At 62.0% G+C, this 23,272-nt stretch carries 21 protein-coding genes; 11 read left to right on the forward strand and 10 right to left on the reverse strand.

Features of this window, described 5'->3' with window-relative positions; all coding sequences use genetic code 11:
* Positions 1–30: 30 nt before the first annotated feature.
* The 4 genes from ACUXUR_RS19090 (at position 31) to ACUXUR_RS19105 (ending at position 5,643) form a co-directional block, all read left to right on the forward strand.
* Positions 31–2,571: an LPS-assembly protein LptD gene (locus ACUXUR_RS19090; RefSeq protein WP_445503940.1), complete on the forward strand. Its 2,541-nt coding sequence runs from the start codon at positions 31–33 to the stop codon at positions 2,569–2,571.
* Positions 2,571–3,587 (forward strand): 4-hydroxythreonine-4-phosphate dehydrogenase PdxA, encoded by a 1,017-nt coding sequence (pdxA, locus tag ACUXUR_RS19095; protein WP_445503941.1) that lies wholly within the window; start codon positions 2,571–2,573, stop codon positions 3,585–3,587. The genes ACUXUR_RS19090 and pdxA overlap by 1 nt, the downstream gene beginning before the upstream one ends.
* Positions 3,584–4,435 carry a 16S rRNA (adenine(1518)-N(6)/adenine(1519)-N(6))-dimethyltransferase RsmA gene (gene rsmA / locus ACUXUR_RS19100; protein WP_445503942.1) on the forward strand — a complete coding sequence of 284 codons (852 nt, stop codon included), beginning with the start codon at positions 3,584–3,586 and terminating at the stop codon, positions 4,433–4,435. The genes pdxA and rsmA overlap by 4 nt, the downstream gene beginning before the upstream one ends.
* A 95-nt stretch (positions 4,436–4,530) precedes the next feature.
* On the forward strand, positions 4,531–5,643 hold the full coding sequence (locus tag ACUXUR_RS19105) for a D-alanine--D-alanine ligase family protein (protein ID WP_445503943.1): 1,113 nt from the start codon (positions 4,531–4,533) through the stop codon (positions 5,641–5,643).
* A gap of 12 nt (positions 5,644–5,655) precedes the next feature.
* Here ACUXUR_RS19105 and gmk read toward each other — a convergent pair whose 3' ends face one another.
* The 7 genes from gmk to fabD form a co-directional block, all read right to left on the reverse strand.
* Positions 5,656–6,306: a guanylate kinase gene (gene gmk / locus ACUXUR_RS19110; protein ID WP_445503944.1), complete on the reverse strand. Its 651-nt coding sequence runs from the start codon at positions 6,304–6,306 to the stop codon at positions 5,656–5,658.
* Positions 6,307–6,310: 4 nt separating this feature from the next.
* Positions 6,311–7,198, reverse strand: a complete 888-nt coding sequence (locus tag ACUXUR_RS19115; protein WP_445503945.1) for a YicC/YloC family endoribonuclease — start codon at positions 7,196–7,198, stop codon at positions 6,311–6,313.
* A gap of 160 nt (positions 7,199–7,358) precedes the next feature.
* The gene (gene mltG, locus ACUXUR_RS19120) at positions 7,359–8,756 is read right to left on the reverse strand and encodes an endolytic transglycosylase MltG (protein WP_445503946.1); all 1,398 of its coding nucleotides are present in this window, start codon (positions 8,754–8,756) and stop codon (positions 7,359–7,361) included.
* A 95-nt stretch (positions 8,757–8,851) separates the two neighbouring features.
* Complete coding sequence (fabF, locus tag ACUXUR_RS19125; RefSeq protein ID WP_445503947.1) at positions 8,852–10,114, reverse strand: beta-ketoacyl-ACP synthase II; 1,263 nt, start codon at positions 10,112–10,114, stop codon at positions 8,852–8,854.
* A gap of 66 nt (positions 10,115–10,180) precedes the next feature.
* Positions 10,181–10,417 (reverse strand): acyl carrier protein, encoded by a 237-nt coding sequence (locus ACUXUR_RS19130; protein WP_009764365.1) that lies wholly within the window; start codon positions 10,415–10,417, stop codon positions 10,181–10,183.
* 235 nt (positions 10,418–10,652) lie between these two features.
* Positions 10,653–11,390, reverse strand: coding sequence for a 3-oxoacyl-[acyl-carrier-protein] reductase (gene fabG / locus ACUXUR_RS19135; protein WP_445503948.1), 738 nt, complete (start codon positions 11,388–11,390; stop codon positions 10,653–10,655).
* 13 nt (positions 11,391–11,403) lie between these two features.
* Positions 11,404–12,351: an ACP S-malonyltransferase gene (gene fabD / locus ACUXUR_RS19140; protein ID WP_445503949.1), complete on the reverse strand. Its 948-nt coding sequence runs from the start codon at positions 12,349–12,351 to the stop codon at positions 11,404–11,406.
* 411 nt (positions 12,352–12,762) lie between these two features.
* On the opposite strand from fabD, the gene rpoZ reads away from it, so the two are divergent.
* The 5 genes from rpoZ to ACUXUR_RS19165 all read left to right on the forward strand — a co-directional run bounded on the left by rpoZ (position 12,763) and on the right by ACUXUR_RS19165 (position 17,812).
* Positions 12,763–13,167, forward strand: coding sequence for a DNA-directed RNA polymerase subunit omega (gene rpoZ / locus ACUXUR_RS19145; RefSeq protein WP_445503950.1), 405 nt, complete (start codon positions 12,763–12,765; stop codon positions 13,165–13,167).
* Positions 13,168–13,359: 192 nt separating this feature from the next.
* Positions 13,360–15,531: a RelA/SpoT family protein gene (locus ACUXUR_RS19150; RefSeq protein WP_445503951.1), complete on the forward strand. Its 2,172-nt coding sequence runs from the start codon at positions 13,360–13,362 to the stop codon at positions 15,529–15,531.
* A gap of 6 nt (positions 15,532–15,537) precedes the next feature.
* Positions 15,538–16,236 carry a gamma-glutamyl-gamma-aminobutyrate hydrolase family protein gene (locus tag ACUXUR_RS19155; protein WP_445503952.1) on the forward strand — a complete coding sequence of 233 codons (699 nt, stop codon included), beginning with the start codon at positions 15,538–15,540 and terminating at the stop codon, positions 16,234–16,236.
* Positions 16,237–16,325: 89 nt separating this feature from the next.
* The gene (gene pyrE / locus ACUXUR_RS19160; protein WP_445503953.1) at positions 16,326–16,910 is read left to right on the forward strand and encodes an orotate phosphoribosyltransferase; all 585 of its coding nucleotides are present in this window, start codon (positions 16,326–16,328) and stop codon (positions 16,908–16,910) included.
* 242 nt (positions 16,911–17,152) lie between these two features.
* Positions 17,153–17,812 (forward strand): LabA-like NYN domain-containing protein, encoded by a 660-nt coding sequence (locus tag ACUXUR_RS19165; protein WP_445503954.1) that lies wholly within the window; start codon positions 17,153–17,155, stop codon positions 17,810–17,812.
* A 65-nt stretch (positions 17,813–17,877) separates the two neighbouring features.
* Here the strand turns inward: ACUXUR_RS19165 and ACUXUR_RS19170 are convergent, their stop codons facing one another.
* The 3 genes from ACUXUR_RS19170 to dapA all read right to left on the reverse strand — a co-directional run bounded on the left by ACUXUR_RS19170 (position 17,878) and on the right by dapA (position 19,912).
* Positions 17,878–18,408: a glycine cleavage system transcriptional repressor gene (locus tag ACUXUR_RS19170; RefSeq protein ID WP_445503955.1), complete on the reverse strand. Its 531-nt coding sequence runs from the start codon at positions 18,406–18,408 to the stop codon at positions 17,878–17,880.
* Positions 18,409–18,548: 140 nt separating this feature from the next.
* Positions 18,549–19,022, reverse strand: a complete 474-nt coding sequence (gene smpB, locus ACUXUR_RS19175; protein ID WP_047192065.1) for an SsrA-binding protein SmpB — start codon at positions 19,020–19,022, stop codon at positions 18,549–18,551.
* Between the two features lie 5 nt (positions 19,023–19,027).
* Positions 19,028–19,912: a 4-hydroxy-tetrahydrodipicolinate synthase gene (gene dapA / locus ACUXUR_RS19180; RefSeq protein ID WP_445503956.1), complete on the reverse strand. Its 885-nt coding sequence runs from the start codon at positions 19,910–19,912 to the stop codon at positions 19,028–19,030.
* Between the two features lie 186 nt (positions 19,913–20,098).
* Here dapA and ACUXUR_RS19185 point away from each other — a divergent pair, with 186 nt between their 5' ends.
* Positions 20,099–22,141, forward strand: a complete 2,043-nt coding sequence (locus ACUXUR_RS19185) for a lytic transglycosylase domain-containing protein (protein ID WP_445503957.1) — start codon at positions 20,099–20,101, stop codon at positions 22,139–22,141.
* 41 nt (positions 22,142–22,182) lie between these two features.
* Positions 22,183–23,064: an alpha/beta fold hydrolase gene (locus ACUXUR_RS19190; protein ID WP_445503958.1), complete on the forward strand. Its 882-nt coding sequence runs from the start codon at positions 22,183–22,185 to the stop codon at positions 23,062–23,064.
* Positions 23,065–23,272: the final 208 nt, after the last annotated feature.

The following is a 23,272-nucleotide window of genomic DNA, read 5'->3' on the forward strand; positions in this document are numbered from 1 at the left end:
CACATAAGGGCGTAGGGTTTAGGAGTGGGGATGCAACGGCTCAAGGCAACGGTCGCAACGTCTGCGATCGCAGTAGCGCTTCTGTGTGCTGCTGGATCGATGCCTGCGCTTGCCCAGTCGCTTAACGAGGCCATCGGCTCTCGTCTTCAAGCCAATCCAAAAGGGGATCGGCTCCTCGTTGACGCTAAGGAAATCATCTACGACAACGACCGGAATACGATTTCGGCCTCCGGCGACGTTCAGATGAACTACCAGGGCCGGACGCTTCAGGCTGACCGGGTCACCTATGACCGGAACACCGGCCGCGTCTTTGCCGAGGGCAATGCCCGTCTCACCGACTCAAGCGGCGCGGTCGTCACCGGAGACCGTTTCGAGCTGACGGACGACTTCAAGAACGGCTTCATCGATTCGCTGCGGGTGGTTCAGACCACGGTCGAGAACGGCCGGACGGTCACGACCCGATTCTCCTCGCCCCGTGCCGAGCGTGCGGAAGGCGAGACGACCACCTTCGAGCGCGGCACCTACACGGCCTGCGAACCCTGTAAGGATCACCCGGAACGGCCGCCGCTCTGGCAGGTGAAGGCCGCGAAGATCATCCACAACAACAGCGAGCAGACGATCTACTATGAGGACGCAACCCTCGAGATCCTCGGCCTGCCCGTTGCCTACCTGCCCTATTTCTGGACGCCGGATCCCACCGTCAAGCGCAAGACCGGCTTCCTGGCGCCCCGCTACGTCACCTCGAACACCCTCGGTTTCGGTGCCTCGATTCCGTTCTTCTGGGCCATCGCCCCGAACTACGACCTGACCATTGCCCCCACCTTCCTGACCCGCCAGGGTGTTCTTGGCGAGGCCGAGTGGCGCCACCGGCTGGAAACCGGCTCGTACAACATCCGCGTCGCTGGCATCTCGCAGCTGGATCCGGACGCCTTCCTCCGCAGCCCTCGTGGTCCGGGAGATCGCGATTTCCGCGGTTCGATCGAGTCGGCAGGTCAGTTCTACCTGAACGAGCGCTGGAAGTGGGGTTGGGACATCACTCTCGTGTCGGACAAATGGTTCCTGGAGAACTACCACGTCCGCAGCGAAAGCCTCAGCTCCCTCTACCTGAAGGAGTCGATCTCGACCCTCTATCTGCAGGGTCAGGGCGACCGCTCGTTCTTCGATCTGCGCGGCTACTACTTCCAGGGCCTGTCCACCCGGGACTGGCAGAAGCAGCAGCCGGTCGTTCACCCGGTCCTCGACTATGACAAGCGGATCACCCCCTCGGGCATCGGCGGCGAATTCGGCATCAACGTCAATCTGACAAGCCTGTCGCGGGAAGCGGCCCAGTTCGAGCCGCTGACAGCTGAGAACAGGACGTCGTTGCTTGGTGTCTACCAGACCTGCAAGATCTTCGATCCCGAGAGCTGCCTGGTGCGCGGCACCAGCGGTTCCATGTCCCGCGCGTCGGTCACCGCCTCCTGGCGCCGGGAGTTCATCGACCCCATCGGCCAGGTCTGGACGCCCTTCGCCTATGTGCGGGCCGATAACTTCTGGATCGCTCCGGATTTCGACGGCTACCAGAACGCCAACCTGGGCAATTATCTCGAAGGCGACGACGACTATCTCTTCCGCGCCACCCCGGCCGCCGGTCTCGAATACCGCTATCCCTTCGTTGCCGACCTCGGCACCTCGGGGCGCCAGGTGATCGAACCGATCGCCCAGATCATCGCCCGTCCGAATGAAACCAGGATTGGCCATCTTCCCAACGAGGATGCGCAGAGCCTCGTCTTCGACGACACATCTCTTTTCGATTGGGACAAGTTCTCCGGCTATGACCGCGTAGAAGGCGGCGTCCGCGCGAATCTCGGCGTTCAATACACCGTCACGGGCGCCGACGACTTCTACGCCAATGCGCTGTTCGGACAGTCTTATCAGGTAGCTGGACGTAATTCATTCCGCCAGGGCGACCTAGCCAATGTGGGCCTTGATTCCGGCCTGGATTCCCGCGCCTCCGATTATGTGGGCCGCCTCCAGGTCTCTCCGAACAGGAACTTCGCCCTCATGACTCGTGCGCGGTTCGACCAGGAAGATTTCAACGTCAACAGGATTGAGGCAACCGTCCGGGCGAACTTCAACCCCTACCTGCCGCTTTCCACCTCGCTGACCTACGCCCGCTATGAAGCTCAGCCGGATATCGGCTTCCCGCGCCGTCGCGAGGGTCTGCTTGGCTCAGCTAAATGGGACCTGACCCCGAACTGGTACGTGACAGGCTCGGTGCTGCTGGATCTCGACCGCTATCTGCTCGCGCGCGAGACATATGAGCTGGCGCTCGCTACCAATCCGGATGCAGTCTACAATCGTCTGGATCGCGCCTATGTCAGCTCCATGTCTCTCGGCGTGGGCTATATCGACGAATGCACGACCTTCTCAGTCAAGTACATCATGACGCCGCGCTCCATCTCGACCAGCTCGGGTGAGAAGGAGCGTAATCACACGGTCATGCTCAGCCTTGAACTGCGGACCCTGGGCGAGGCCACGGTCAGCCAACGTATCGGCGGCGACTCCTCCGAAGAAGGTGTATCGAACTAGTGGCCGGGCTTGAGCGCCCTCTCCTCCTCACCCAAGGCGACCCGGCCGGCATCGGGCCGGAACTAACCCTCCGGGCCTGGCTCCATCGCGATCAGGAGGCGCTCCCTCCTTTTGCGGTTCTGGCTGATCCCGCGCATCTGGAGCGTGTCGCGAAAGCCCAGGGCTGGACTGTTCCCATCGTGTCCGTGGATGCCGCGCAGGTGTCTTCCGCCTTTCCGCAGGCCCTGCCGGTCATTCCTCTGAACGTGAAGGTGTCCGCGGACCCCGGCAAGCCCGATCCTGCCTCGGCTCTGTCCGTCATTGAATCCATCGAGATGGCGGTACGCCTGGTGCGCAGCGGTGTGGCCCGCGCCCTCGTGACAAATCCAATCGCCAAGCATGTTCTCTATAGCGCGGGGTTCCAGCATCCGGGGCACACGGAATTCCTGGCGGCCCTCGCAGGTCTCGACGGGAGCACCTACCATCCGGTGATGATGCTTTGGAGCGAAGAGCTCGCCGTAGTCCCCGTCACCGTTCACATCCCCCTCTCCAACGTGCCTTCGGCGCTGACGACGGAACTGATCGTTATGACAGGGCGAATCGTGGCGCGGGAGCTGAGGGAGCGGTTCGGCATTGCCAATCCTCGTCTCGCCCTGGCCGGTCTCAACCCTCATGCCGGGGAGAACGGCGCCATGGGCACGGAAGACCAGGCAATCATTGCCCCCGCGATCGCAACCTTGCGGGCCGATGGCATTGTGGCATCCGGCCCTCTTCCCGCGGACACCATGTTCCATGCCCGTGCCCGCAAGAGCTATGATGCGGCACTTGCCATGTATCACGACCAGGCCCTGATCCCGATCAAGACCATCGCCTTCGACGAGGCCGTGAACGTGACCTTGGGCCTGCCTTTCGTGCGCACATCGCCGGATCACGGCACGGCCTTCGACATCGCAGGCAAAGGCATCGCGCGTCCCGACAGTCTCATGGCTGCGATCAAGCTGGCGGCGCGCCTCGGCGCAGGGGCGAAGACCCCATGAGCCAGATCGACAACCTTCCCCCCTTGCGCGAGGTCGTCCGCACTCACGGCCTGATGGCCAAGAAGTCGCTCGGCCAGAACTTCCTGTTCGACCTCAACCTCACAAGCCGTATTGCCCGCTCCGCCGGGCCACTCGAAGACGCCACGGTCATTGAGGTCGGCCCCGGCCCTGGCGGCCTTACCCGCGCCATCCTGGCGGCGGGCGCGAAGAAGGTTATCGCCATCGAGCGCGACAGCCGCTGCCTGCCCGCGCTTGCCGAAATCGCCGCTTACTATCCTGGCCGTCTGGAAGTCATCGAGGCCGACGCGCTCGAATTCGACCCGCGCCCCATGGTCGGCGACGGGATGGTGCGCATCATATCGAATCTCCCGTACAATGTGGGCACGGCCCTGCTCACCGGCTGGCTGACGGGCGAGGCCTGGCCGCCCTGGTGGGATTCGCTGACCCTCATGTTCCAGCGCGAGGTGGCCGAGCGGATTGTCGCGACCGAGGACGATCCGAAAGATTACGGGCGGCTCGGCGTCCTGTGCGGCTGGCGCACGGATGTGCGCATTCTCTTCGATGTGCCGCCCTCAGCTTTCGTGCCTCCGCCGAAGATCACGTCAAGCATCGTGCATCTGACGCCCAAGGCTTCGCCTCTGCCCTGCCGCATCGGCGCACTGGAAGCGGTCACCCGCGCAACTTTCGGCCAGCGCCGCAAGATGCTGCGTCAGAGCCTGAAGGCCATAACGCCCGATCCCTCCTCCATCATCGCCGCAGCAGGCCTTGAGGAAACGATCCGCGCCGAGAACGTGCCTGTGGAAGGCTACGTCGCGCTCGCCAATGCGTTCGATGCGGCGCGGCGTTGAGGAACCTGCCCTCGCTCTTCAGCAGACCTTAACCTCATCGTCTCAATGATGAACCGAATTCAGCAGCCTCTGACCGGCTGTGACGGGAGGAGCGCATGGCACAATCACGCAAGACGATCGGCCTTCTTTTCGGTGGCCGCTCCGCGGAGCATGAGGTGTCCAAGCTGTCGGCCGCCAATGTCTTTCGCGCCCTGAATCCTGAGCGCTACGAGATCGTCCTGATCGGCATCGGCCGCAATGGGCGCTGGCTTTTGTGCGACACCGGCAATGGTGCCGGCAGAGGCGCGCAATCGCTCGAGATTCCCGAGGGCGCTCCCCAGGTGGCGCTCCTTCCCGGTGGCGATGGCGAGATGATCGTCCTTGATGGCAACGCCTCCTCCCGCTCTCTGCGGCTCGATGCCATCGTTCCGGTTCTCCATGGACCGAACGGAGAGGACGGAACGGTTCAAGGCCTCTTGCAGCTTGCGAATGTTCCCTATGTAGGCTCCGGAGTGATGGGCTCCGCCGCCGGCATGGACAAGGACATCGCCAAGCGTCTGCTCCGCGACAGCGGCATTCCCGTGGTGCCGTTCCTGACCCTGACGAAGCGCAATCGTTCGGATTATCGGGCTGCCGTCGATGTGCTCGGCACCACCGATCTTTTCATCAAGCCCGCCAATATGGGCTCCTCCGTCGGCGTGTCGCGCGCGACGTCCGCAGACGAGTTCGCAAAGGCCTGCGAGCGTGCCTTCCGCTACGACGGAAAATTGCTCGTGGAGCGAAGCATCACGGGTGCCAGGGAAATCGAATGCTCCGTGCTGGAGGATGCCTCCGGTGAGGTCCGTGCCTCCCCGCTCGGAGAGATCGTGCCTGCGAGCAGCCACGGCTTCTACAGCTATGATGCGAAGTATATCGATGCAGACGGTGCCCTGCTGCGCATTCCGGCCGAACTCTCGGCTGAGCAGGCGCGAAAGCTCCAGGATCTCGCCATCGAGACCTTCAAGGTCTTGAGCTGCGAAGGCTTGGCGCGCGTCGATTTCTTCGTCGATCCGAACCGCGAAGAGACCCTCTTCGTCAATGAGGTGAACACGCTTCCAGGATTTACGGCCATCAGCATGTACCCCAAGCTCTGGGAAGCCGGCGGCCTATCCCAGCAGGAGCTGATGGAGGTGCTGCTCGGCCACGCCTTCGCCCGTCACGAGCGCCGGAACGAATTGGCGCTCGTGTGAACGGCAGGCCTGTTAATCGATCTTTTCCGTCAGCAGTCCCTGCACGAACTCCTGCAGGCCCACAAGGCGGTCGCGCTTGAGGCGCTCGGCCGCCTGGATGGCCTTGAGACTCTGGAAGGATTGACCGAGATCCTCGTTGACGATCACGTAGTCGTATTCGACCCAACGCTCCATTTCGACACGGGCATTGGCGAGACGCTTGGCGATGACTTCGGACGCATCCTCCGCGCGGCGCTCCAGACGCGCTTTCAGCTCCTTGAAGCTCGGCGGCAGGACGAACACGGTCACCACATCGTCGGGCATCTTCTCACGCACCTGGCGGGTGCCCTGGTAATCGATGTCGAAAACCATGTCCTGCCCGGCAGCGAGAGTCTTCTCCACCGGCTTGCGGGGCGTGCCATAGAAGTTGCCGTGCACCTCGGCCCATTCGAGGAGTTCATCGCGATCGCGCATCGCCTTGAACTCTTCCACATCGATGAAGTGATAGTGCTTCCCCTCGATCTCGGAGGGGCGCTTGGGTCGCGTGGTGACGGAAATCGACAGAACGCCTGCCTGCTCTTCCACAAGGCTGCGGGTGAGCGTGGTCTTTCCGGCGCCGGAGGGCGAGGACAGAATGAGGATGAGGCCGCGACGTCCGACCAGGGGCTTCGAATCTTGGCTCACCGCATCACTCCACGTTCTGAACCTGCTCGCGGAATTGCTCGATAACGGCCTTCAATTCAAGACCGATCCGTGAAAGAGCCACATCATTGGCCTTTGCACACAGGGTATTCGCCTCACGGCCGAATTCCTGTGCCAGAAAATCGAGACGGCGTCCCACCGATCCGCCTTCCTTGAGCAGCGCGCGCGCGGCATCCACATGGGCGCGCAGGCGGTCGATCTCCTCGCGGATATCGGCGCGGGCGGCAATCAGCACCGCCTCTTGATGCAGGCGCGCAGGATCAAGGGACGTCTTGCCGTCGAGAAGCTCCGCGATCTGCGCTTCGAGGCGCACGCGAATGGCCTCCGGTTGGCGAGCGGGGCAAGCCTCCGCTTCGGAGACGAGCGCTGCAATGGCATCGAGCTGTTGGCTCAGCACGGCAGAGAGCGCCTGCCCCTCTTTCAGCCGCGCGGACTTCAATGCTTCGATCAGCTTGGCCACACCGCCTCTGAGCGCCGCTGCGAGTGCTTCGTCCTGAGCAGGATCGCCCCCATCCTCGTCGAGTTCCACGACACCGCGGACGGAGAGCAGTCCATCAAGGGAAGCCGACTTCACATTGTCCGGCAAGGTCAGGCCGCCGATGGCGGAGAGGAGCGATTGCAGCACATCCTGATTCACCCGCAACTTCGGCGCGGTAGAGGTCTTGGACAGGGTGAGATTGAGCTGGCCCTGGCCCCGGCTGAACGCCTTGAGAATCTGGCCGCGCGCCTCCTCACCCATGGCATCGAGCCCGGACGGTGTCCTTACGCGCACCTCGAGCCCGCGTCCGTTGACGGTCTTGATCTCCCAGGCCCATTGATAGGAGCCGGTCACACCGGCCGCGCGGGCAAAGCCGGTCATGCTTGCAATCGCCATGCACTGAACCTCAGGCGTAAAAACAAAAATCGGCGCGACCATAGCGCATCGGACGAAAAAGTGGATCCAGTTATTTGCTAACGGACCTCCGGTTCGATTCGAACGATGCTCGAATGCACGCCGACTTTGAAGTCGATTGCAATTGCCGAACGAAAGACGATCAGGGCTGCTTCAGTGCCGGAACGTTCTTCGGATTGGTCAGGTCGAACGTCTTGTTCTTAAGCGGATCCTTTTCGGTGCCTTCGCTGGCATCGAAACCGCGAGCGCGCCCAGTCTTTCCATTCGTACCCACCGGACGCACTCCAGAGGTCGACATGGCGTTGGCCGTGCCGCGCAGTTCCGACAAGCCATCGTCCACCGCACCGGATTGACCGGGAGCCTCCGGATCCACGACACGATCGACGTTGTCACTGTCGGGCGTCGCTTTTGCCTTCTCCAGCTGACGCCAGCGGGTCACGTTGCGCTGGTGCTGATCGTAGGTCTCGGCGAAGGTGTGCCCGCCCGAGCCGTCGGCCACGAAATACAGATCCTTGGTCCGCGACGGATTGGCCACCGCTTCGAGCGCGGCCCGTCCCGGATTGGCGATAGGTCCGGGCGGCAGTCCCTCGATCACATAAGTGTTGTAGGGCGTTGCCGTCTCGATCTCGCTGCGCATGATCCCGCGGCCGAGCGTGCCTTTGCCACCGACCAAGCCATATACGATGGTGGGGTCCGACTGGAGCTTCATGCGCTTCATGAGGCGGTTGATGAACACGCCCGCCACACGCGTGCGCTCATCGGCGCGGCCCGTTTCCTTCTCCACGATGGAGGCGAGGATCACGAGTTCCTGCGGCGACTTGATCGGCAGGTCCGCCGAGCGGCGCTGCCAGATCTGATTGAGTGCCTGGCGCTGCGCCGCCTGCATGGTGCTGACGATCTGCTGACGTGTGGTACCGCGCTCGAATTTATAGGTATCCGGCAGCAGCGTTCCCTCGCGCGGCGTCTCGGCGATGTCGCCGCTCAGGATCTCGTTCTCATAAAGGCGCGCCACGATCTGATCGCTCGTGAGGCCTTCCGGAATCGTGATGGCATGGAGGATCGCCTTACCCTGCACAAGGGTATCGATGGCTTCCTCGATGCTCGTGCCAGCCTTGAACTGGAACTCGCCTGCCTTGAGCTGGCCACGCTGACGGTTGAGAAGTGCATAGGTCTCAAACAGGAAGGGCTGATTGACGACGCCCTCTTCCTTCAGGATGCGCGCGATCTCACCCGTGCTGGTATTGCGCGGAATGAGCACCACCTTGTCGTTTTGCAGCGGCCCCTTCGCGGTGACCTCCCGCTCCAGCATCGTGAAGGCGAAAACACCTGCCAAGGCCAGAGCCACGAACAGCGTCAGCAGGCCGCTGAAGAGAGACAGCATGCCTCCGCGACGGCGGCGAAGACGAGGCGGCGGTGGAGGAGCCAGCGTTGGCTTGAGCGCCTCGCTGGGCGAGCGCGGCGCAAGGCGCGGCTGCTCCGCACCTTGGGTTTCGGCCTCGTGCTCAGAGAGAAGGGTATTTTTCTTTTTGCGTCCGAACATCACGATGCTTTTCTGGTGCCGGCCTAGTTTTCGATGACTCGTCCGACACCCTAACGGGGATTATGGCGAAAAGCCGTAACGTAGAACAGCTATCCTCAGGCAACGCGGCGGAAGATCAGCGAGGCATTGGTGCCGCCGAATCCGAAGGAGTTCGACAGGGCAACGTTGACTTCCTTACGCTTGGCCACATTCGGCACAAGGTCAATAGCGGTTTCGACGGATGGATTGTCGAGGTTGATGGTGGGCGGAATGATGCCGTCGCGCATAGCGAGCATCGAGAAGATCGCCTCGACCGCACCGGCCGCGCCCAGCAGGTGACCGACGGCCGACTTGGTGGACGACATGGAGAGCTTGCCCGCCGCGTTGCCGACGATACGCTCAACAGCCTTCAGCTCCAGCTCGTCGCCGAGTGGGGTCGAGGTGCCGTGGGCGTTCACGTAATCGATCTCGGAGACCGGGATGCCTGCACGCTTCAGAGCCGCAGCCATGCAGCGATAGGCGCCATCGCCATCCTCGGATGGCGAGGTGATATGGTAGGCATCGCCCGAAAGGCCATAGCCGATGACCTCGGCATAGATCTTGGCGCCGCGCGCCTTGGCGTGTTCATACTCCTCCAGCACCACGATACCGGCGCCCTCGCCCATGACGAAGCCGTCCCGGTCCTTGTCGTAGGGGCGGGAAGCCTTCTCAGGCGTGTCGTTGTAGCTCGTGGACAGAGCGCGGCAGGCGGCAAAGCCCGCGATGGAAAGGCGGTTGACTGGGGATTCCGTGCCGCCGGCCACCATCACATCCGCATCGCCGAGCGCGATCAGGCGGGCCGCGTCGCCGATGGCGTGCGAGCCGGTGGAACAGGCCGTCACCACGGCGTGGTTCGGCCCCTTCAGGCCGTGCTCGATGGAGACGTAGCCGCCAGCGAGGTTGATGAGACGGCCGGGAATGAAGAAGGGCGAGATGCGGCGCGGGCCGCGCTCGATGAGGGTCGCGGATGCCTCGTAGATGCCGCCGATTCCGCCGATGCCGGAGCCGATCAGCACCCCCGTGGCGCATTGCTCCTCATAGGTCTTAGGGGCCCAACCCGCATCGCGCAGAGCCATGGTGGAAGCCGCCATGGCATAGATGATGAACGGATCGACCTTGCGCTGCTCCTTCGGCTCCATCCACTCGTCGGGATTGAAGGTGCCGTTGGAGCCGTCGCCGACCGGGATCTGGCAGGCGATCCGGCAGGCCAGGTCATCGACCTGGAAATCGGTGATCTTGTTAGCGCCGCTTTGTCCCTCGATCAGGCGGGACCATGTGGTATCGACCCCGCTGCCCAGCGGAGTGACCATGCCAAGACCTGTAACAACAACCCGGCGCATAACGTTCTACCCTATCATCAAATAAAAATCGGGCGTCGGGTGGCTCACCCGACGCCCGTCAGCGTCTTAGGCCGCGTTCTTCTCGAGGAAGCGGATGGCGTCGCCAACCGTGACGATGGTCTCAGCGGCATCGTCCGGGATCTCGACGTTGAACTCTTCTTCGAAAGCCATCACCAGCTCGACCGTGTCGAGGCTGTCGGCGCCCAGGTCGTCGATGAAGTTGGCGTTGTCCGTCACCTTGTCGGCCTCAACGCCGAGGTGCTCGACAACAATCTTCTTCACGCGATCAGCGACGTCACTCATCGTTCTCTTCCTCAGTGGCTGCCGCCTCAGGAATTGGGCGGATTAAAAATCGAAATCAGATCAGCTGCTCAGCTGACAACGCTGAAACGGCTACCTTGCGCCGTGCAAAGCCGCATTTTTAAGCGCCGGTCAACCCCTTTGGCTCGATCGGGCTCATGCTTAACACAAGCTTATCCTCTCTGGCGAGAGGCCAGCGGCGCCTGCGAACAAATTCTGCAACCGCCGCTAAGTACCTTTAGAACATAGCCATTCCGCCGTTTACGTGCAGGGTATGGCCCGTCACGTAGCCGGCTTCATTGGATGCGAGATACACAACAGACGAGGCGATTTCATTGCCCTGGCCCAGCCTTCCCATAGGGATGGTGCCCAGGATTCCCTCGCGCTGCTTGTCATTGAGCACGTCCGTCATGGGGGATTCGATGAAGCCGGGAGCGACCAGATTCACGGTGATGTTGCGACTGGCAACCTCGGCGGCAAGCGCCTTCGTCATGCCGATGAGGCCAGCCTTGGAGGCGGCGTAATTGCCCTGTCCCGGATTGCCCGTCGAGCCCACGACCGAGCCGATATTGATGATGCGGCCGAAGCGGCGGCGCATCATGCCTTTCACGGCAGCGCGTGAGAGACGGAAGGAAGCGGTCAGGTTCACGGCGATCACCGTGTCCCACTCCTCGTCCTTCATGCGCATGAACAGGTTGTCCTTGGTCACGCCCGCGTTGTTGACGAGGATGTCGAGGCCGTCCATCGCCGCTTCTGCAGCGGGAACGAGGGCCTCGACCGAATCCTTATCGGCGAGGTTCGCCTCGACCACGTGGACCCGCTCACCCAGCGAGGCTGCCAGCTCGTCGAGGGCGGCCCGGCGGGTGCCGGAGAGGGTCACGGTGGCACCCTGGGCGTGGAGGGAGCGGGCGATGGCGCCGCCGATACCACCGGTGGCGCCGGTCACGAGAGCCTTGCGGCCAGTCAGATCGAACATGGAGGCTCTCCTCTTATCCTTGCAGGGAAGCTTTGAAGGCTGCGACATCCTCAGGGGTGCCGATGGCGCTCGACGTGGTGCCTGCCGCGATGCGTTTCACGAGTCCGGTCAGGACCTTACCCGATCCAACCTCATAAAACGATTCAACACCCTGGGCCGCCATATAGGCCACGCATTCGCGCCAGCGGACCGTGCCGGTGACCTGGCGAACCAGGGCATCCTTGATCGCCGCCGGATCGGTGATCGGCGCAGCCTCCACATTGGCCACCACCGGAACGACGGGAGCATTCACGGTCACACCGGCCAGAGCCTCGCGCATCGCGTCGGCGGCAGGCTGCATAAGGGCGCAATGGAAGGGAGCGGACACGGCCAGGATCACGGCGCGCTTGGCACCCTTTTCCTGGGCAATGGCGACCGCACGCTCAACGGCGGCTTTATGGCCGGAGACCACGACCTGGGCACCGCCGTTGTCGTTGGCTGCATCGCAGACCTCGCCTTGAGCCGCCGCGCGGGCAACCTCGAGAGCGGCGTCATATTCAAGGCCGAGAAGCGCCGCCATGGCGCCCTGCCCTACGGGCACGGCATTCTGCATGGCATTGCCGCGGATCCGCAGGAGACGAGCCGTGTCGGCAACCGAGAGGCTCCCGGCGGCGGCAAGCGCGGAGTATTCGCCGAGCGAATGGCCGGCAACATATGCGGCATGCTTCCTGAGATCGAGCCCGGCCTCAGCCTCCAGCACGCGCATGGCGGCGAGGCTCACGGCCATCAGGGCCGGCTGGGTATTGGCGGTCAGGGTCAGTTCCTCGGCGGGGCCGTCCCACATGATGACGGAGAGCTTCTGGGAGAGAGCCTCGTCCACCTCGTCGAACACGGCCTTGGCCTGCGGAAAGTTGTCGGCAAGGGCCTTGCCCATGCCCACAGCCTGGCTTCCCTGGCCTGGGAAAATGAATGCGCGCTTCATCGGGAGCGGAACCTTTATTGCGTCGAATCCGCGCGGGACTCGCACCCGTAGGCTTCAGAGTCAAGGCAAAGAGCGCGTTTTGGGACCTTATCCAGCCTTCAGATCAGCTGCCGCCATCCTTTAAGCAGGCTGCGGTCGATTCTCGGTTGACTCGCGAAAAGCTTGCCCCATAGGAGCCTCCCCCAACGTGCAGCACAAGGCAGAAACTGTTTGAAAATCCTCATGTAGCCTTCCGTATTATAGTTGTTGTAACATAACAATAGCGATGCAAAGATTCCGTGCGAGGCCGCACTTGGCGAGAGGCATGGGATTAAGTCCCTGTCCGGGAATGCCTCCTCTTGTTTTCTTAGGGCATCCGGTGTATCCGGTCCCTCTTCCGATATTCTCCGAACCTGAAGAAGGAGCCCCTGCATGGCTCGTGTGACCGTCGAAGACTGCATCGACAAGGTCGACAACCGGTTTGAGCTCGTGCTGCTGGCCAGCCACCGCGCCCGCCTGATCTCCTCGGGCTCGCCGCTCACCGTCGACCGCGACCGTGACAAGAACCCCGTCGTGGCCCTCCGCGAGATCGCGGACGAGACCATCGCTCCCGACGACCTCAAGGAGCAGCTCATCCACTCCATGCAGAAGTATGTCGAGGTGGACGAGCCGGAGGCCGAGGCCGTTCCCATGCTGGGCAATACGGCTGCCGCCTCAGGTGCCGACAACGACACGGACGTCCAGTTCGATCGCATGAGCGAGGAAGACCTGCTGCGCGGCCTCGAAGGTCTTGTCCCTCCGAGCAACAACAGCTCGGACGACGACGACCGCGAATAAGCGCTCAGCACCGTATTTTTTCAAAAGAAGCCCGGCCCAGAGCCGGGCTTTTTCGTGAGAGCCTTAACCACAGTGCGGTTTTACGGCCTGCGGCAAGGTATTCAGCTTGCGGTCAGAAGACGTATTACAATATTTTCTAAAGTCTTCTGATTTCAGTCAGATAGACCGATTTTGAAGGGGGTGGCGGCGGATATGATGCGCCAATACGAACTTGTCGAGCGGGTAAAGCGCTACAACCCCTCGGCTGACGAGGCGCTGCTCAATCGTGCTTACGTGTATGCCATGATGGCTCATGGCAACCAGAAGCGCGCGTCCGGCGACCTGTTCTTCGGCCATCCTCTCGAAGTCGCGGCCATCCTCACGGATATGAAGCTCGACGAGGCGACCATCGCCGCGGCGGTGCTCCATGACACCGTGGAAGACACCGAGGCGACGCTGGAGGAGATTAACAAGACCTTCGGTCCCCAGATCGGCGCTCTCGTCGACGGCCTTACCAAGATCAAGCGCCTCGACCTCGTCTCAAAGCGTGCCGCTCAGGGTGAGAACTTCCGCAAGCTGCTGCTCGCTGTTGCGGACGACGTGCGCGTGCTTCTGGTGAAGCTTGCCGACCGCCTCCACAACATGCGCACCCTCGGCTTCATGCCGCCGGAGAAGCGCCAGCGCATCGCGCAGGAAACGCTTGAGATCTATGCGCCGCTCGCCGGACGCATGGGCATTCAGGAGATGCGTGAGGAGCTGGAGGAGCTGTCCTTCCAGAACCTCGATCCAGAAGCTTTCGAGGCCATCAACCGCCACCTGCACGAGCTGACGGCAAAGAGCGAAAAGCTCGTTGAAGAGATCGAGCAGACTCTGACCACCAAGCTCAAGGCCCAGGGCATCGACGCGCAGGTGTCAGGACGCCAGAAGCGGCCCTATTCCATTTGGCGCAAGATGGAGCGCAAGTCCGTCTCCTTTGAGCAGCTGTCGGATATCTTCGCCTTCCGCATCATCGTCGGCACGGTCGATGAATGCTATCGCGCGCTTGGTATCGTTCACACGAGCTGGCCGATGGTGCCGGGTCGATACAAGGACTACATCTCGACGCCCAAGCAGAACGATTACCGTTCGATTCACACCACGGTGATCGGCCCTGGCAGTCAGCGCGTGGAGCTGCAGATCCGCACCGCCGACATGGACGAGGTGGCGGAATACGGCATTGCCGCGCATGCACTCTACAAGGAAGGCGTGAACGACAATTCGCGCCTGGCGAACGAGAGCCGCGCCTATCAATGGCTGCGTCGCACCATCGACCTCCTCGCGGAAGGCGACAATCCGGAAGAGTTTTTGGAGCACACGAAGCTCGAGCTCTTCCACGATCAGGTGTTCTGCTTCACGCCGAAGGGACGCCTCATTGCGTTGCCGCGCGGCGCGACCCCCATCGACTTCGCCTATGCGGTGCACACGGATGTCGGCAACACGGCGGTTGGCTGCAAGATCAATGGCCGCATGTCGCCACTGCTGACCGAACTGCAGAACGGCGACGAGGTCGAAATCGTCCGCGCCGAGGGCCAGACGCCGCCTGCGGCCTGGGAATCCCTTGTGGTGACGGGCAAGGCACGCGCCTCGATCCGCCGCGCCACACGCGCGGCCGTGCGGCGGCAATATACGGGCCTCGGCCATCAAATTCTGGAGCGCGCCTTCGAGCGTGCGGGACGTGCCTTCTCCGACGAGAAGCTGAAAGGCGCCCTGCCCCGCTTGGCGCGTGCTTCCGTGGAGGATGTGCTCGCAGCCGTAGGCCGTGGCGAGATGTTCTCCGGCGATGTCGTGCGCGCGGTCTATCCAGACTACAAGGACGAGCGGCGCGCAGGCCCCGACGGCAAGGGCACGGGCCAGCCGGACGGCACAGGCGCGAAGGCCAATGGCGAGCAGCCGACAGGCATTCCGATCCGCGGTCTCAACAAGGACATGCCCATCCGCTTCGCACCCGAAGGCGGTGCCGTTCCGGGTGACCGTATCGTCGGCATTCTGACGCCGGGCGCAGGCGTGACGATCTACCCGATCCAATCGCCCTCGCTCGCCGCGTTCGACAACGAGCCCGATCGCTGGATCGACGTGCGCTGGGATCTGGAATCCGGCTCCACGCAGCGCTTCCCAGCGCGCATCAAGTTGCAATCGATCAATGAGCCGGGCTCGCTCGCGCAGATCGCACAAGTGATCGCGGATCACGACGGCAACATCGACAACGTCAACATGAAGCGTCGCACGCAGGACTTCACGGATATCACCATCGACCTAACGGTGTGGGATCTGAAGCACCTCAACGCCATCATCGCTGAACTGCGTGCCAAGCGTGTGGTGAGCCGCGTCGACCGCGTCACCGGATAAGCAGCCATGTCGTCCAAACCTCGCATCGCCGTCATCATGGACGAAAACACCAGCGTTGACGGCACGCGCTATGACATGACGAAGAACTACTTCGTCGCGGTTCAGCGCGCGGGCGGCATGCCCTTCGGCATTCCCTATTTCATGGACATGGTCGAGACGGTCGTCGGTGAGTTCGACGGCTTCGTGAATGTCGGCGGTCGTTTCGCCTTTCCCGATGAGTGGTTTCTCGACGGTCAGATCTCGAAAGCTCCGCCATCCGAGCGTCTCGATGTAGAGCTCGCACTGATGCGCGGTTTCCTCGAACGCGACAAACCGGTGCTCGGCATCTGCAACGGCATGCAGGTTCTCGCAGGCCTCCACGGCTGCCGCCTGTCGCCGGATGTGCGCGCAATGGGCCCGCACATCATGGAGCACGACAAGCGCGGTCATGAACATCCCGTGACGATCAGGCAGAACACCCTGCTCTCCCGCATCGTGGGACAGCGCAAGCTTTCCGTGAACACTTTTCACCGGGAAGCTGTCGTCGCGCTCTCAGATCACGTGATGGCAAGCGCCTATGCCGAGGATGGCGTCGTTGAAGCTATTGAAATCCCGTCCCGCCGCTTTGCTCTGGGTGTGCAATGGCATCAGGAGCTGTTTGCCAGACAGGACCACCCTGGGAATGCGATTTTCAACGCGTTCGTGCAGGCAGCGGCGCAAGCCTGACAAAGATAGGCCATTTGACGTTCACGTGCGTTTGCCCCTTGCCTCTCGCCGCCCCTCCTGCCACATAGCGCCCACTTAGGAGACACCCCATGACCCCGAACGAAGTCCTTGAAGAATTCCGCTCTGCCGGTGCTTTGCTTGAAGGGCATTTCATTCTCTCGTCGGGGCTGCACAGCCCAGTCTTCCTGCAGAAGATGTTCGTGTTCCAGGACCCTGCCCGGACAGAGCGGGTCTGCCGGGCACTGGCCGAGAAGATCAAGGAAAGGTTCGGGGCCGTCGATTACGTGGTCTCGCCGGCCGTGGGCGGTATCGTTCCTGGCTATGAAACCGCCCGGCATCTCGGCGCCAAGGCAATCTTCGTGGAGCGCGAGAACGGTATCTTCACCCTGCGACGCGGCTTCACGATTCCCGAAGGCGCTCGGGTCGTGATGGTGGAGGACATTGTCACCACGGGTCTGTCCTCCCGTGAATGCCTGACGTCTCTCAAAGAGTATCCGGGAACGATCCTGGGGGCGGCCTGCCTCATCGACCGCTCCGGCGGCAAAGCGGATCTCGGCGTGCCTCTCGTCTCCCTGGTCCAGCTCGACATCCCTGCCTATGAACCGGACAAGCTGCCGCCGGAATTGACTGCTTTGCCGGCCATCAAACCTGGCAGTCGCAACCTTAAATCATAAGAATCTGTTTATTTGTCAGCTTAAGGGTTGACTGCCCCCTTTCTGCCAACTTGACTCTTTTTGTTTACGCGCCATTAAGTATTCGGAGTTTCGGTTTTTACTCGTCTAAAGGGTTGATAGCAGCCTGTTCTCGGGCGCGTCCTGTTTTTATTGCGCAAGTGTATTGTCAGCATAAATAATAGATGTCGCTTTGACAGTTCAGGTTGTTATGCCGCCCAGGCAGACACAGACAGAGAATACTTATGTCAGGCCAGCAGCGGATTGCGCTCTTCATCGACGGAGCCAACCTTTACGCTACGACTAAGACGCTTGGTTTCGATATCGACTACAAGCGCCTGCTGAAGGAATTCCAGGGCCGGGGCAGCCTGGTGCGCGCGTTCTACTACACGGCCCTCGTGGAAGACCAGGAATATTCTTCCATCCGTCCGCTCATCGACTGGCTCGATTACAACGGCTACCGCGTGGTCACGAAGCCGACGAAGGAATTCGTCGACTCCGCCGGCCGCCGCAAGGTGAAGGGCAACATGGATATCGAGCTCGCCATTGATGCGCTCGAGCTCTCTCCCTTTATCGACCACATGGTCCTGTTCTCCGGCGATGGCGATTTCCGCTCGCTGGTCGAGGCCATGCAGCGCCGGGGCGTGCGGGTCTCCGTGGTGTCCACCATCACCACCCAGCCCCCGATGGTCGCCGACGAGCTGCGCCGTCAGGCCGACGAGTTTCTGGATCTCTCGCAGCTGGCCTCCCGCATCGGCCGCGATCCGTCGGATCGTCAGCAGCGCCCCGCCGGGGAAGGCAATGACCGCCCGCGGACCCAACAGCAACAGCAGCCGCGCAACGGCGCCCTGGAAAGCCGCTACGGCATCCGCCAGCAGGGATCGGACGACGAGTTCGATCTCTAGGATAAGTTTAAATGGAATGCTGAGATGGCCGGGCTCGTCCCGGCCGTTGTTGTTTCAGACACGCGCTAAAGCGTGCCCGCCTCGACATCACAGTCCAACCCCAGCGTGCCGGCCGTGTTGCTGACGGTGGCGAGGCAGAGGTTCACCTGCTCGTCTGGAATGAAGACAGCAAAGCGCGTCACGTAGAGTCCCCCCTCGGCATCTGAGAGCTTGCGGGCTTCCAAGCGCACGATGTTGGCATTGTATTGCTTGAACACCTCCGCGAGCCGCGCCACGAGGCCGAGCTGATCGCCGCCGCTGATGGTGATGCGATGCGTGATGCTGCCAGCGGGACCGGGACTGGGATCGAAGGCGTAAGGAACGGCCCGAACTTCCGAGCCTTCCAGCTCCGGAAGCTGCCTCAGACCGGTCTCGATATCGCCTGCTTCGAGATCTCCGGGCAGCTCGCAGATCGCCAGGAACTCGGCTCCCGACCCCAGCGAGGCGAAGGTCGTATCGCGCAGGTTCACGCCGATATTGAACAGGTGCTCCGCAATCGCGGCGACAAGCCCGACGCGGTCGGGGCCGAGAACGGAAACGAGAGCCACGGACGCCATGCTGATCCCTCCGATTGCAGCAGGGAGTTAGAGCACTTTTCGGTGAAGTGGATCCGGTTCACCGTCAAAAATGCGGCCCAGCAACAAAGAGAGCTGATTCCATGCCAAGGGAAACAGCTCTAGAGCGCGAGGACGCCGTGTCAGCCCTTCTCGCGCATGAGCCGCGCCTTCTCGCGGTTCCAGGAGCGCTCCTTCTCCGTCTCGCGCTTGTCATGGAGCTTCTTGCCGCGGCCGAGGCCGAGCTCCACCTTCGCCCGTCCGCGCTCGTTGAAATAGATCTTGAGCGGGATAACGGTGAAGCCCTCACGCTGCGTCGCACCGATCAGCTTGTTGATCTGGTTCTTATGCAGCAGAAGGCGGCGTGGGCGGCGCGTCTCGTGGTTGAAACGGTTGGCCTGGAGGTATTCCGGAATATAGGCGTTGAAGAGGAAGAACTCCTCGCCCGACGGACCGGCATAGGCCTCGCCGATGGTGGCCTTGCCCGTGCGCAAGGATTTGACCTCCGTGCCGGTGAGCGCGATGCCGGCCTCGTAGGTATCGACGATTTCGTAATTGAACCGCGCCTTCCTGTTGTCGGCGACAACGCGGAAGGCGCTCTTCGGATCTTTTGCCATTATTTTTAAGCGTTGATCAGGCCCGCATGGACCATGGCCGACCGCACAGCCTGCTTCGTGCCCTCGGAGACCGGGATGAGCGGCAGGCGCACATCGTCCTTCATCAGGCCCAGAACGGACGCGGCGTACTTCACCGGCGACGGATTGGTCTCAAGGAACAGGTTGTTGTGGAGCGGCATGAGGCGATCCTGAATTTTCAAGGCGGTTGCGTAATCGCCCTTCAGGCAGGACTCCTGCATCTCGGCGCACAGGCGCGGAGCCACGTTGGACGTCACGGAAATGCAGCCATGGCCACCATGGGCCATGAAGCCGAGAGCCGTCGCATCCTCGCCCGAGAGCTGAATGAAATCGGGGCCCATGGCTTGGCGCTGCAGGCTGGCGCGGGCGAGATTTGCGGTCGCGTCCTTCACGCCCACGATATTCTTGAGCTCGTAGAGCCGTGCCATCGTCTCCACCGACATGTCGATCACCGAGCGGCCGGGGATGTTGTAGATGATGATCGGAATGCCGATGGCGTCGTTGATGGCCTTGAAGTGCTGATAGAGGCCCTCCTGCGTCGGCTTGTTGTAATAGGGCGTGACAATCAGTACCGCATCGGCGCCGACCTTCTCCGCATGCTTGGAGAAGCCGATGGCTTCCTCCGTGCTGTTGGAGCCGGCGCCCGCGATCACGGGCACCCTGCCCTTCACCTCGTCGACGCAGATCTCGATGACCCGGTCGTGCTCCTTGTGGCTCAGCGTCGGGCTCTCGCCGGTGGTGCCGACCGGTACAAGGCCATGGGTGCCCTGCTCGATCTGCCAATTGATGAAGGCCCGGAAGGCGGCCTCATCCACGGCGCCATCCTTGAAGGGGGTCACCAGAGCCGTGATGGAGCCTGAGAAGCGGGTCATGATAATCCTCTAATTAAGAAGCGGCAGATCTGAAGCAGCCCAAGGGTTTAACACATAAGGGGTGCGTCGCATGGGCGCAAACGAACCTTTAGGGTGTTGTCCTAGCGCGGCACTTGGTGTTTCCTCAAGAGGAACGTCGCAATAACAGACAAGCGACGGCACGGGGGTTAGCGGGTGAACCTCACAATGCGCCTTTCCATACGTCTTCTGGCGTCTGTCGCCATGCTCCAATTGTCCGCCCTCACCGTTCACGCCAACGAAACGCCCGTTGGCTCACCGGAAGCCACGATCCTGGAGAGCCTCACGCCGCCCTCCAAGGCCATGGGAGACCTGGAACAGCTGCCGCTGATCTTCAAGGCCTACCGGGACAACGATCTGACGGAAGCCGCGATCCTGAAATCGAAGCTTTCCGACCCGGCAGCGCAGGCTGCGGCGGAATGGTTCGCCATCCGCAGCGGCTTGCCCGTCGGTTATGAGAGGATCATGGCCTTCCGGACGGATTATCCGGACTGGCCCGTGACCGCGCAGCTACGCCGGCGCATGGAGGATACTTTCCTCGCGCAACACCCCTCGACCGCCCAGATCCGCGCCTTATTCGACAAGCAGCGCCCGGTCACGGCGTCCGGACGCATCGCGCTCGGTTTCGCGCTCAAGAATGACGGCCTCGACCAAGAGGCCACGGACCTAATCCGCCATGCTTGGCGGGAGGACACCTTCGGCAGCGAAACCGAAAGCCGCATCCGCGACCGCCTCCCGAACCTGCTGACTCAGGCCGATCATCGCTTTCGTATGGAACGTCACCTCCTGAAGGAGAACTGGGGCGCGGCCCTGCGTGCGGCGGGCTATGCCGGCAAGGATTACGTGACCCTGGTGAAGGCGCGCATGAGCGTGTTCCAGGGCAAGAAGAAGGCCGCGAAGGCCTTCGCGGCTGTCCCGGCCTCGTTGCGGAGCGACCCGTCCTACCTGTTCTCCCGTGCGCTCCTTCAGCGCCGGAGCAAGAACCTGGTCGAGGCTGCCAATATCATCATGCAGGCGCCGCGCGATCATGAGCTTCGCGTGGATGGAGACGAATGGTGGGCCGAGCAGCGCCTCATCACGCGGGAGCTTCTCGACAAGGGCGATGCTCAGACAGCCTACAAGGTGGCAAGCCACCACGCCGCCGAATCCCCCGCGCAGCAAATCGAAGCCGAGTTCCATGCTGGCTGGATCGCGCTTCGCTTCCTGAATGATCCGGCAGCAGCTGCGAAGCACTTCGCGACGGCAGCGAAGACGGCCTCCACGCCCATATCCCAGTCCCGCATCGCCTATTGGCAAGCGCGAGCCGCGGAAGCTGCCGGAGCATCGGCTGACGCGAAGGTCTTCTACGCCCGAGCGGCCGACCACCCGACCACCTATTACGGGCAGCTCGCCCGCGAGAACCTTGGAGAGAGCGTGTCTCTACGATCGGTGGATCCACTGAAGAATGAGGAGCGCAAGGCTTTCGAGGCTCTCATCCCTGTCCGAGCGCTAAGCCTTCTGCACCAGGTGGGTGAACCGGAACTGTCGATCGGCCTCTACATTGACCTCGCCCAGACCATGAACGATCCGGGACAGCTCGATGCCCTCGCGGCGCTCGCCACCTCGCAGCAGAATCCGCGCGCGGTTCTGGCGGTTGGCAAGACTGCCCTGCAGCGGGGCTTCCCGCTTGACCAGCACGCTTATCCGCTTGCGGCCATTCCGGATTTCCAGCCTGTTGGCGAGGAGGTGGAGCCTGCAATGGTCTATGCCATCGCCAGGCAGGAGAGCGCCTTCAATCCCAAAGCCGTTTCGAGCGCAGGCGCGCGCGGTCTCATGCAGCTCATGCCGGCCACCGCCAAGCGCACGGCACAGCGCTTCGGCCTCGGCTTCGACTTGCAACGGCTGGTGGAAGACCCGTCCTACAATGCCAAGCTCGGCTCGGCTCATTTGGGAGAGCTGATGGAGGATTGGAAGGGCTCCTACATCCTTGCCTTCGCCTCGTATAATGCCGGTGGCGGCAACGTGAAGAAGTGGATCCAGACCTATGGCGACCCGCGGAAGCCCCAGGTCGACATGATCGACTGGGTCGAACGCATCCCGTTCTATGAGACCCGCAACTACGTGCAGCGTGTCATGGAAAACCTGCATGTCTACCGGGCGCGACTGAAGGAGAAGCCTGCACCTGCCCCGGCAACGGCTGAAACGGCGGATGCGACAAAGACCGCGTATTGAGGCAAGATGCTGCTCATCCGACGCCTCAAGTCGAGTCTCACATGAGCAGCTCTTACCGGGATCTTTTCGTATCGGCCTCCGACGGCTTGCGTCTCTACGCGCGTGATTACGGCCCCCTCAACGGGAGCGCGCTGCCTGTCGTGTGCCTGCCCGGCCTTGCGCGCAACTCCGAGGATTTTCACACTCTCGCCGAAGCGCTCAGTACGGACGCAGCCCGCCCTCACCGTGTTCTTGCCCTCGATTATCGTGGACGCGGACGCTCGGAATGGGCTTCCGACTGGCGTCAATACGAGCTCGGAACCGAACTCAATGATGTCCTGCAGGTCCTGATCGTTGCTGGGATCGAGAAGGCGGTTTTCGTCGGCACCTCGCGTGGCGGGCTTCTCACGATGGCTTTGAGCGCAACGCGGCCAACAGTACTGGCCGGGGCCGTTCTCAACGATGTCGGCCCCATCATCGAACCTAAAGGGTTGATCCGTATCCGCAGCTACGTGGGCAAATTACCCATACCCAATACGCTTCAGGAAGGCGCCGAGATCCTGAAGCAGGTTTCGGATGCGCAGTTTCCTGCCTTCACACAAGAGCAGTGGGAGAGCATGGCACGAGGGACTTGGCACGAGAAGAACGGCCGTCTCGCTCTCAGCTACGATCCCAGTCTGATGAGGCCTTTGCAGGAGCTCGATCTGGAGATGCCGATGCCGGATTTGTGGAACCTGTTTGGTGCATTGAAGCCCTTTCCGGTTCTCGCCATTCGCGGAGAGAACTCGGATCTCCTGTCGGCCCAAACTCTCAGCACCATGCAGGAGCGTCATCCGCGTATGACGGCAATCACCGTGTCAGGACAGGGCCATGCCCCATTGATCGAAGAACCGATTATTCAATCCATCAAGGATCTGATCGCCTGCGCTGAAACCTCACCCTGAGTTTCAGCGTATTTCCTCACCCTTCGGGCAAGCTGAGAAGCAGGACCTTGTCATGCTTCTGACGGCATCGCCTTGCACTGCAGACCATGGATGCAAAAAGAAACCCCGGTGTTTCCACCGGGGTTTCCTCTAACACTCGGGAGGAGCCGATTAGAAGTCGCGCTGAACGCGCAGACGGCCTTCCCAGCGGTCGTCGTTGTCGGTGCCG

Source organism: Microvirga medicaginis (assembly GCF_052658925.1).

Bases quoted from the DNA above. Each gene is read 5' to 3' on its own strand.
- ACUXUR_RS19090 (WP_445503940.1), top strand. From the start codon at position 31: ATGCAACGGCTCAAGGCAACGGTCGCAACGTCTGCGATCGCAGTAGCG.
- rsmA (WP_445503942.1), top strand. From the start codon at position 3,584: ATGAGCCAGATCGACAACCTTCCCCCCTTGCGCGAGGTCGTCCGCACT.
- ACUXUR_RS19105 (WP_445503943.1), top strand. From the start codon at position 4,531: ATGGCACAATCACGCAAGACGATCGGCCTTCTTTTCGGTGGCCGCTCC.
- ACUXUR_RS19115 (WP_445503945.1), bottom strand. From the start codon at position 7,198: ATGGCGATTGCAAGCATGACCGGCTTTGCCCGCGCGGCCGGTGTGACC.
- mltG (WP_445503946.1), bottom strand. From the start codon at position 8,756: ATGTTCGGACGCAAAAAGAAAAATACCCTTCTCTCTGAGCACGAGGCC.
- fabF (WP_445503947.1), bottom strand. From the start codon at position 10,114: ATGCGCCGGGTTGTTGTTACAGGTCTTGGCATGGTCACTCCGCTGGGC.
- ACUXUR_RS19130 (WP_009764365.1), bottom strand. From the start codon at position 10,417: ATGAGTGACGTCGCTGATCGCGTGAAGAAGATTGTTGTCGAGCACCTC.
- fabG (WP_445503948.1), bottom strand. From the start codon at position 11,390: ATGTTCGATCTGACTGGCCGCAAGGCTCTCGTGACCGGCGCCACCGGT.
- fabD (WP_445503949.1), bottom strand. From the start codon at position 12,351: ATGAAGCGCGCATTCATTTTCCCAGGCCAGGGAAGCCAGGCTGTGGGC.
- rpoZ (WP_445503950.1), top strand. From the start codon at position 12,763: ATGGCTCGTGTGACCGTCGAAGACTGCATCGACAAGGTCGACAACCGG.
- ACUXUR_RS19150 (WP_445503951.1), top strand. From the start codon at position 13,360: ATGATGCGCCAATACGAACTTGTCGAGCGGGTAAAGCGCTACAACCCC.
- ACUXUR_RS19155 (WP_445503952.1), top strand. From the start codon at position 15,538: ATGTCGTCCAAACCTCGCATCGCCGTCATCATGGACGAAAACACCAGC.
- pyrE (WP_445503953.1), top strand. From the start codon at position 16,326: ATGACCCCGAACGAAGTCCTTGAAGAATTCCGCTCTGCCGGTGCTTTG.
- ACUXUR_RS19165 (WP_445503954.1), top strand. From the start codon at position 17,153: ATGTCAGGCCAGCAGCGGATTGCGCTCTTCATCGACGGAGCCAACCTT.
- ACUXUR_RS19170 (WP_445503955.1), bottom strand. From the start codon at position 18,408: ATGGCGTCCGTGGCTCTCGTTTCCGTTCTCGGCCCCGACCGCGTCGGG.
- smpB (WP_047192065.1), bottom strand. From the start codon at position 19,022: ATGGCAAAAGATCCGAAGAGCGCCTTCCGCGTTGTCGCCGACAACAGG.
- dapA (WP_445503956.1), bottom strand. From the start codon at position 19,912: ATGACCCGCTTCTCAGGCTCCATCACGGCTCTGGTGACCCCCTTCAAG.
- ACUXUR_RS19185 (WP_445503957.1), top strand. From the start codon at position 20,099: ATGCGCCTTTCCATACGTCTTCTGGCGTCTGTCGCCATGCTCCAATTG.
- ACUXUR_RS19190 (WP_445503958.1), top strand. From the start codon at position 22,183: ATGAGCAGCTCTTACCGGGATCTTTTCGTATCGGCCTCCGACGGCTTG.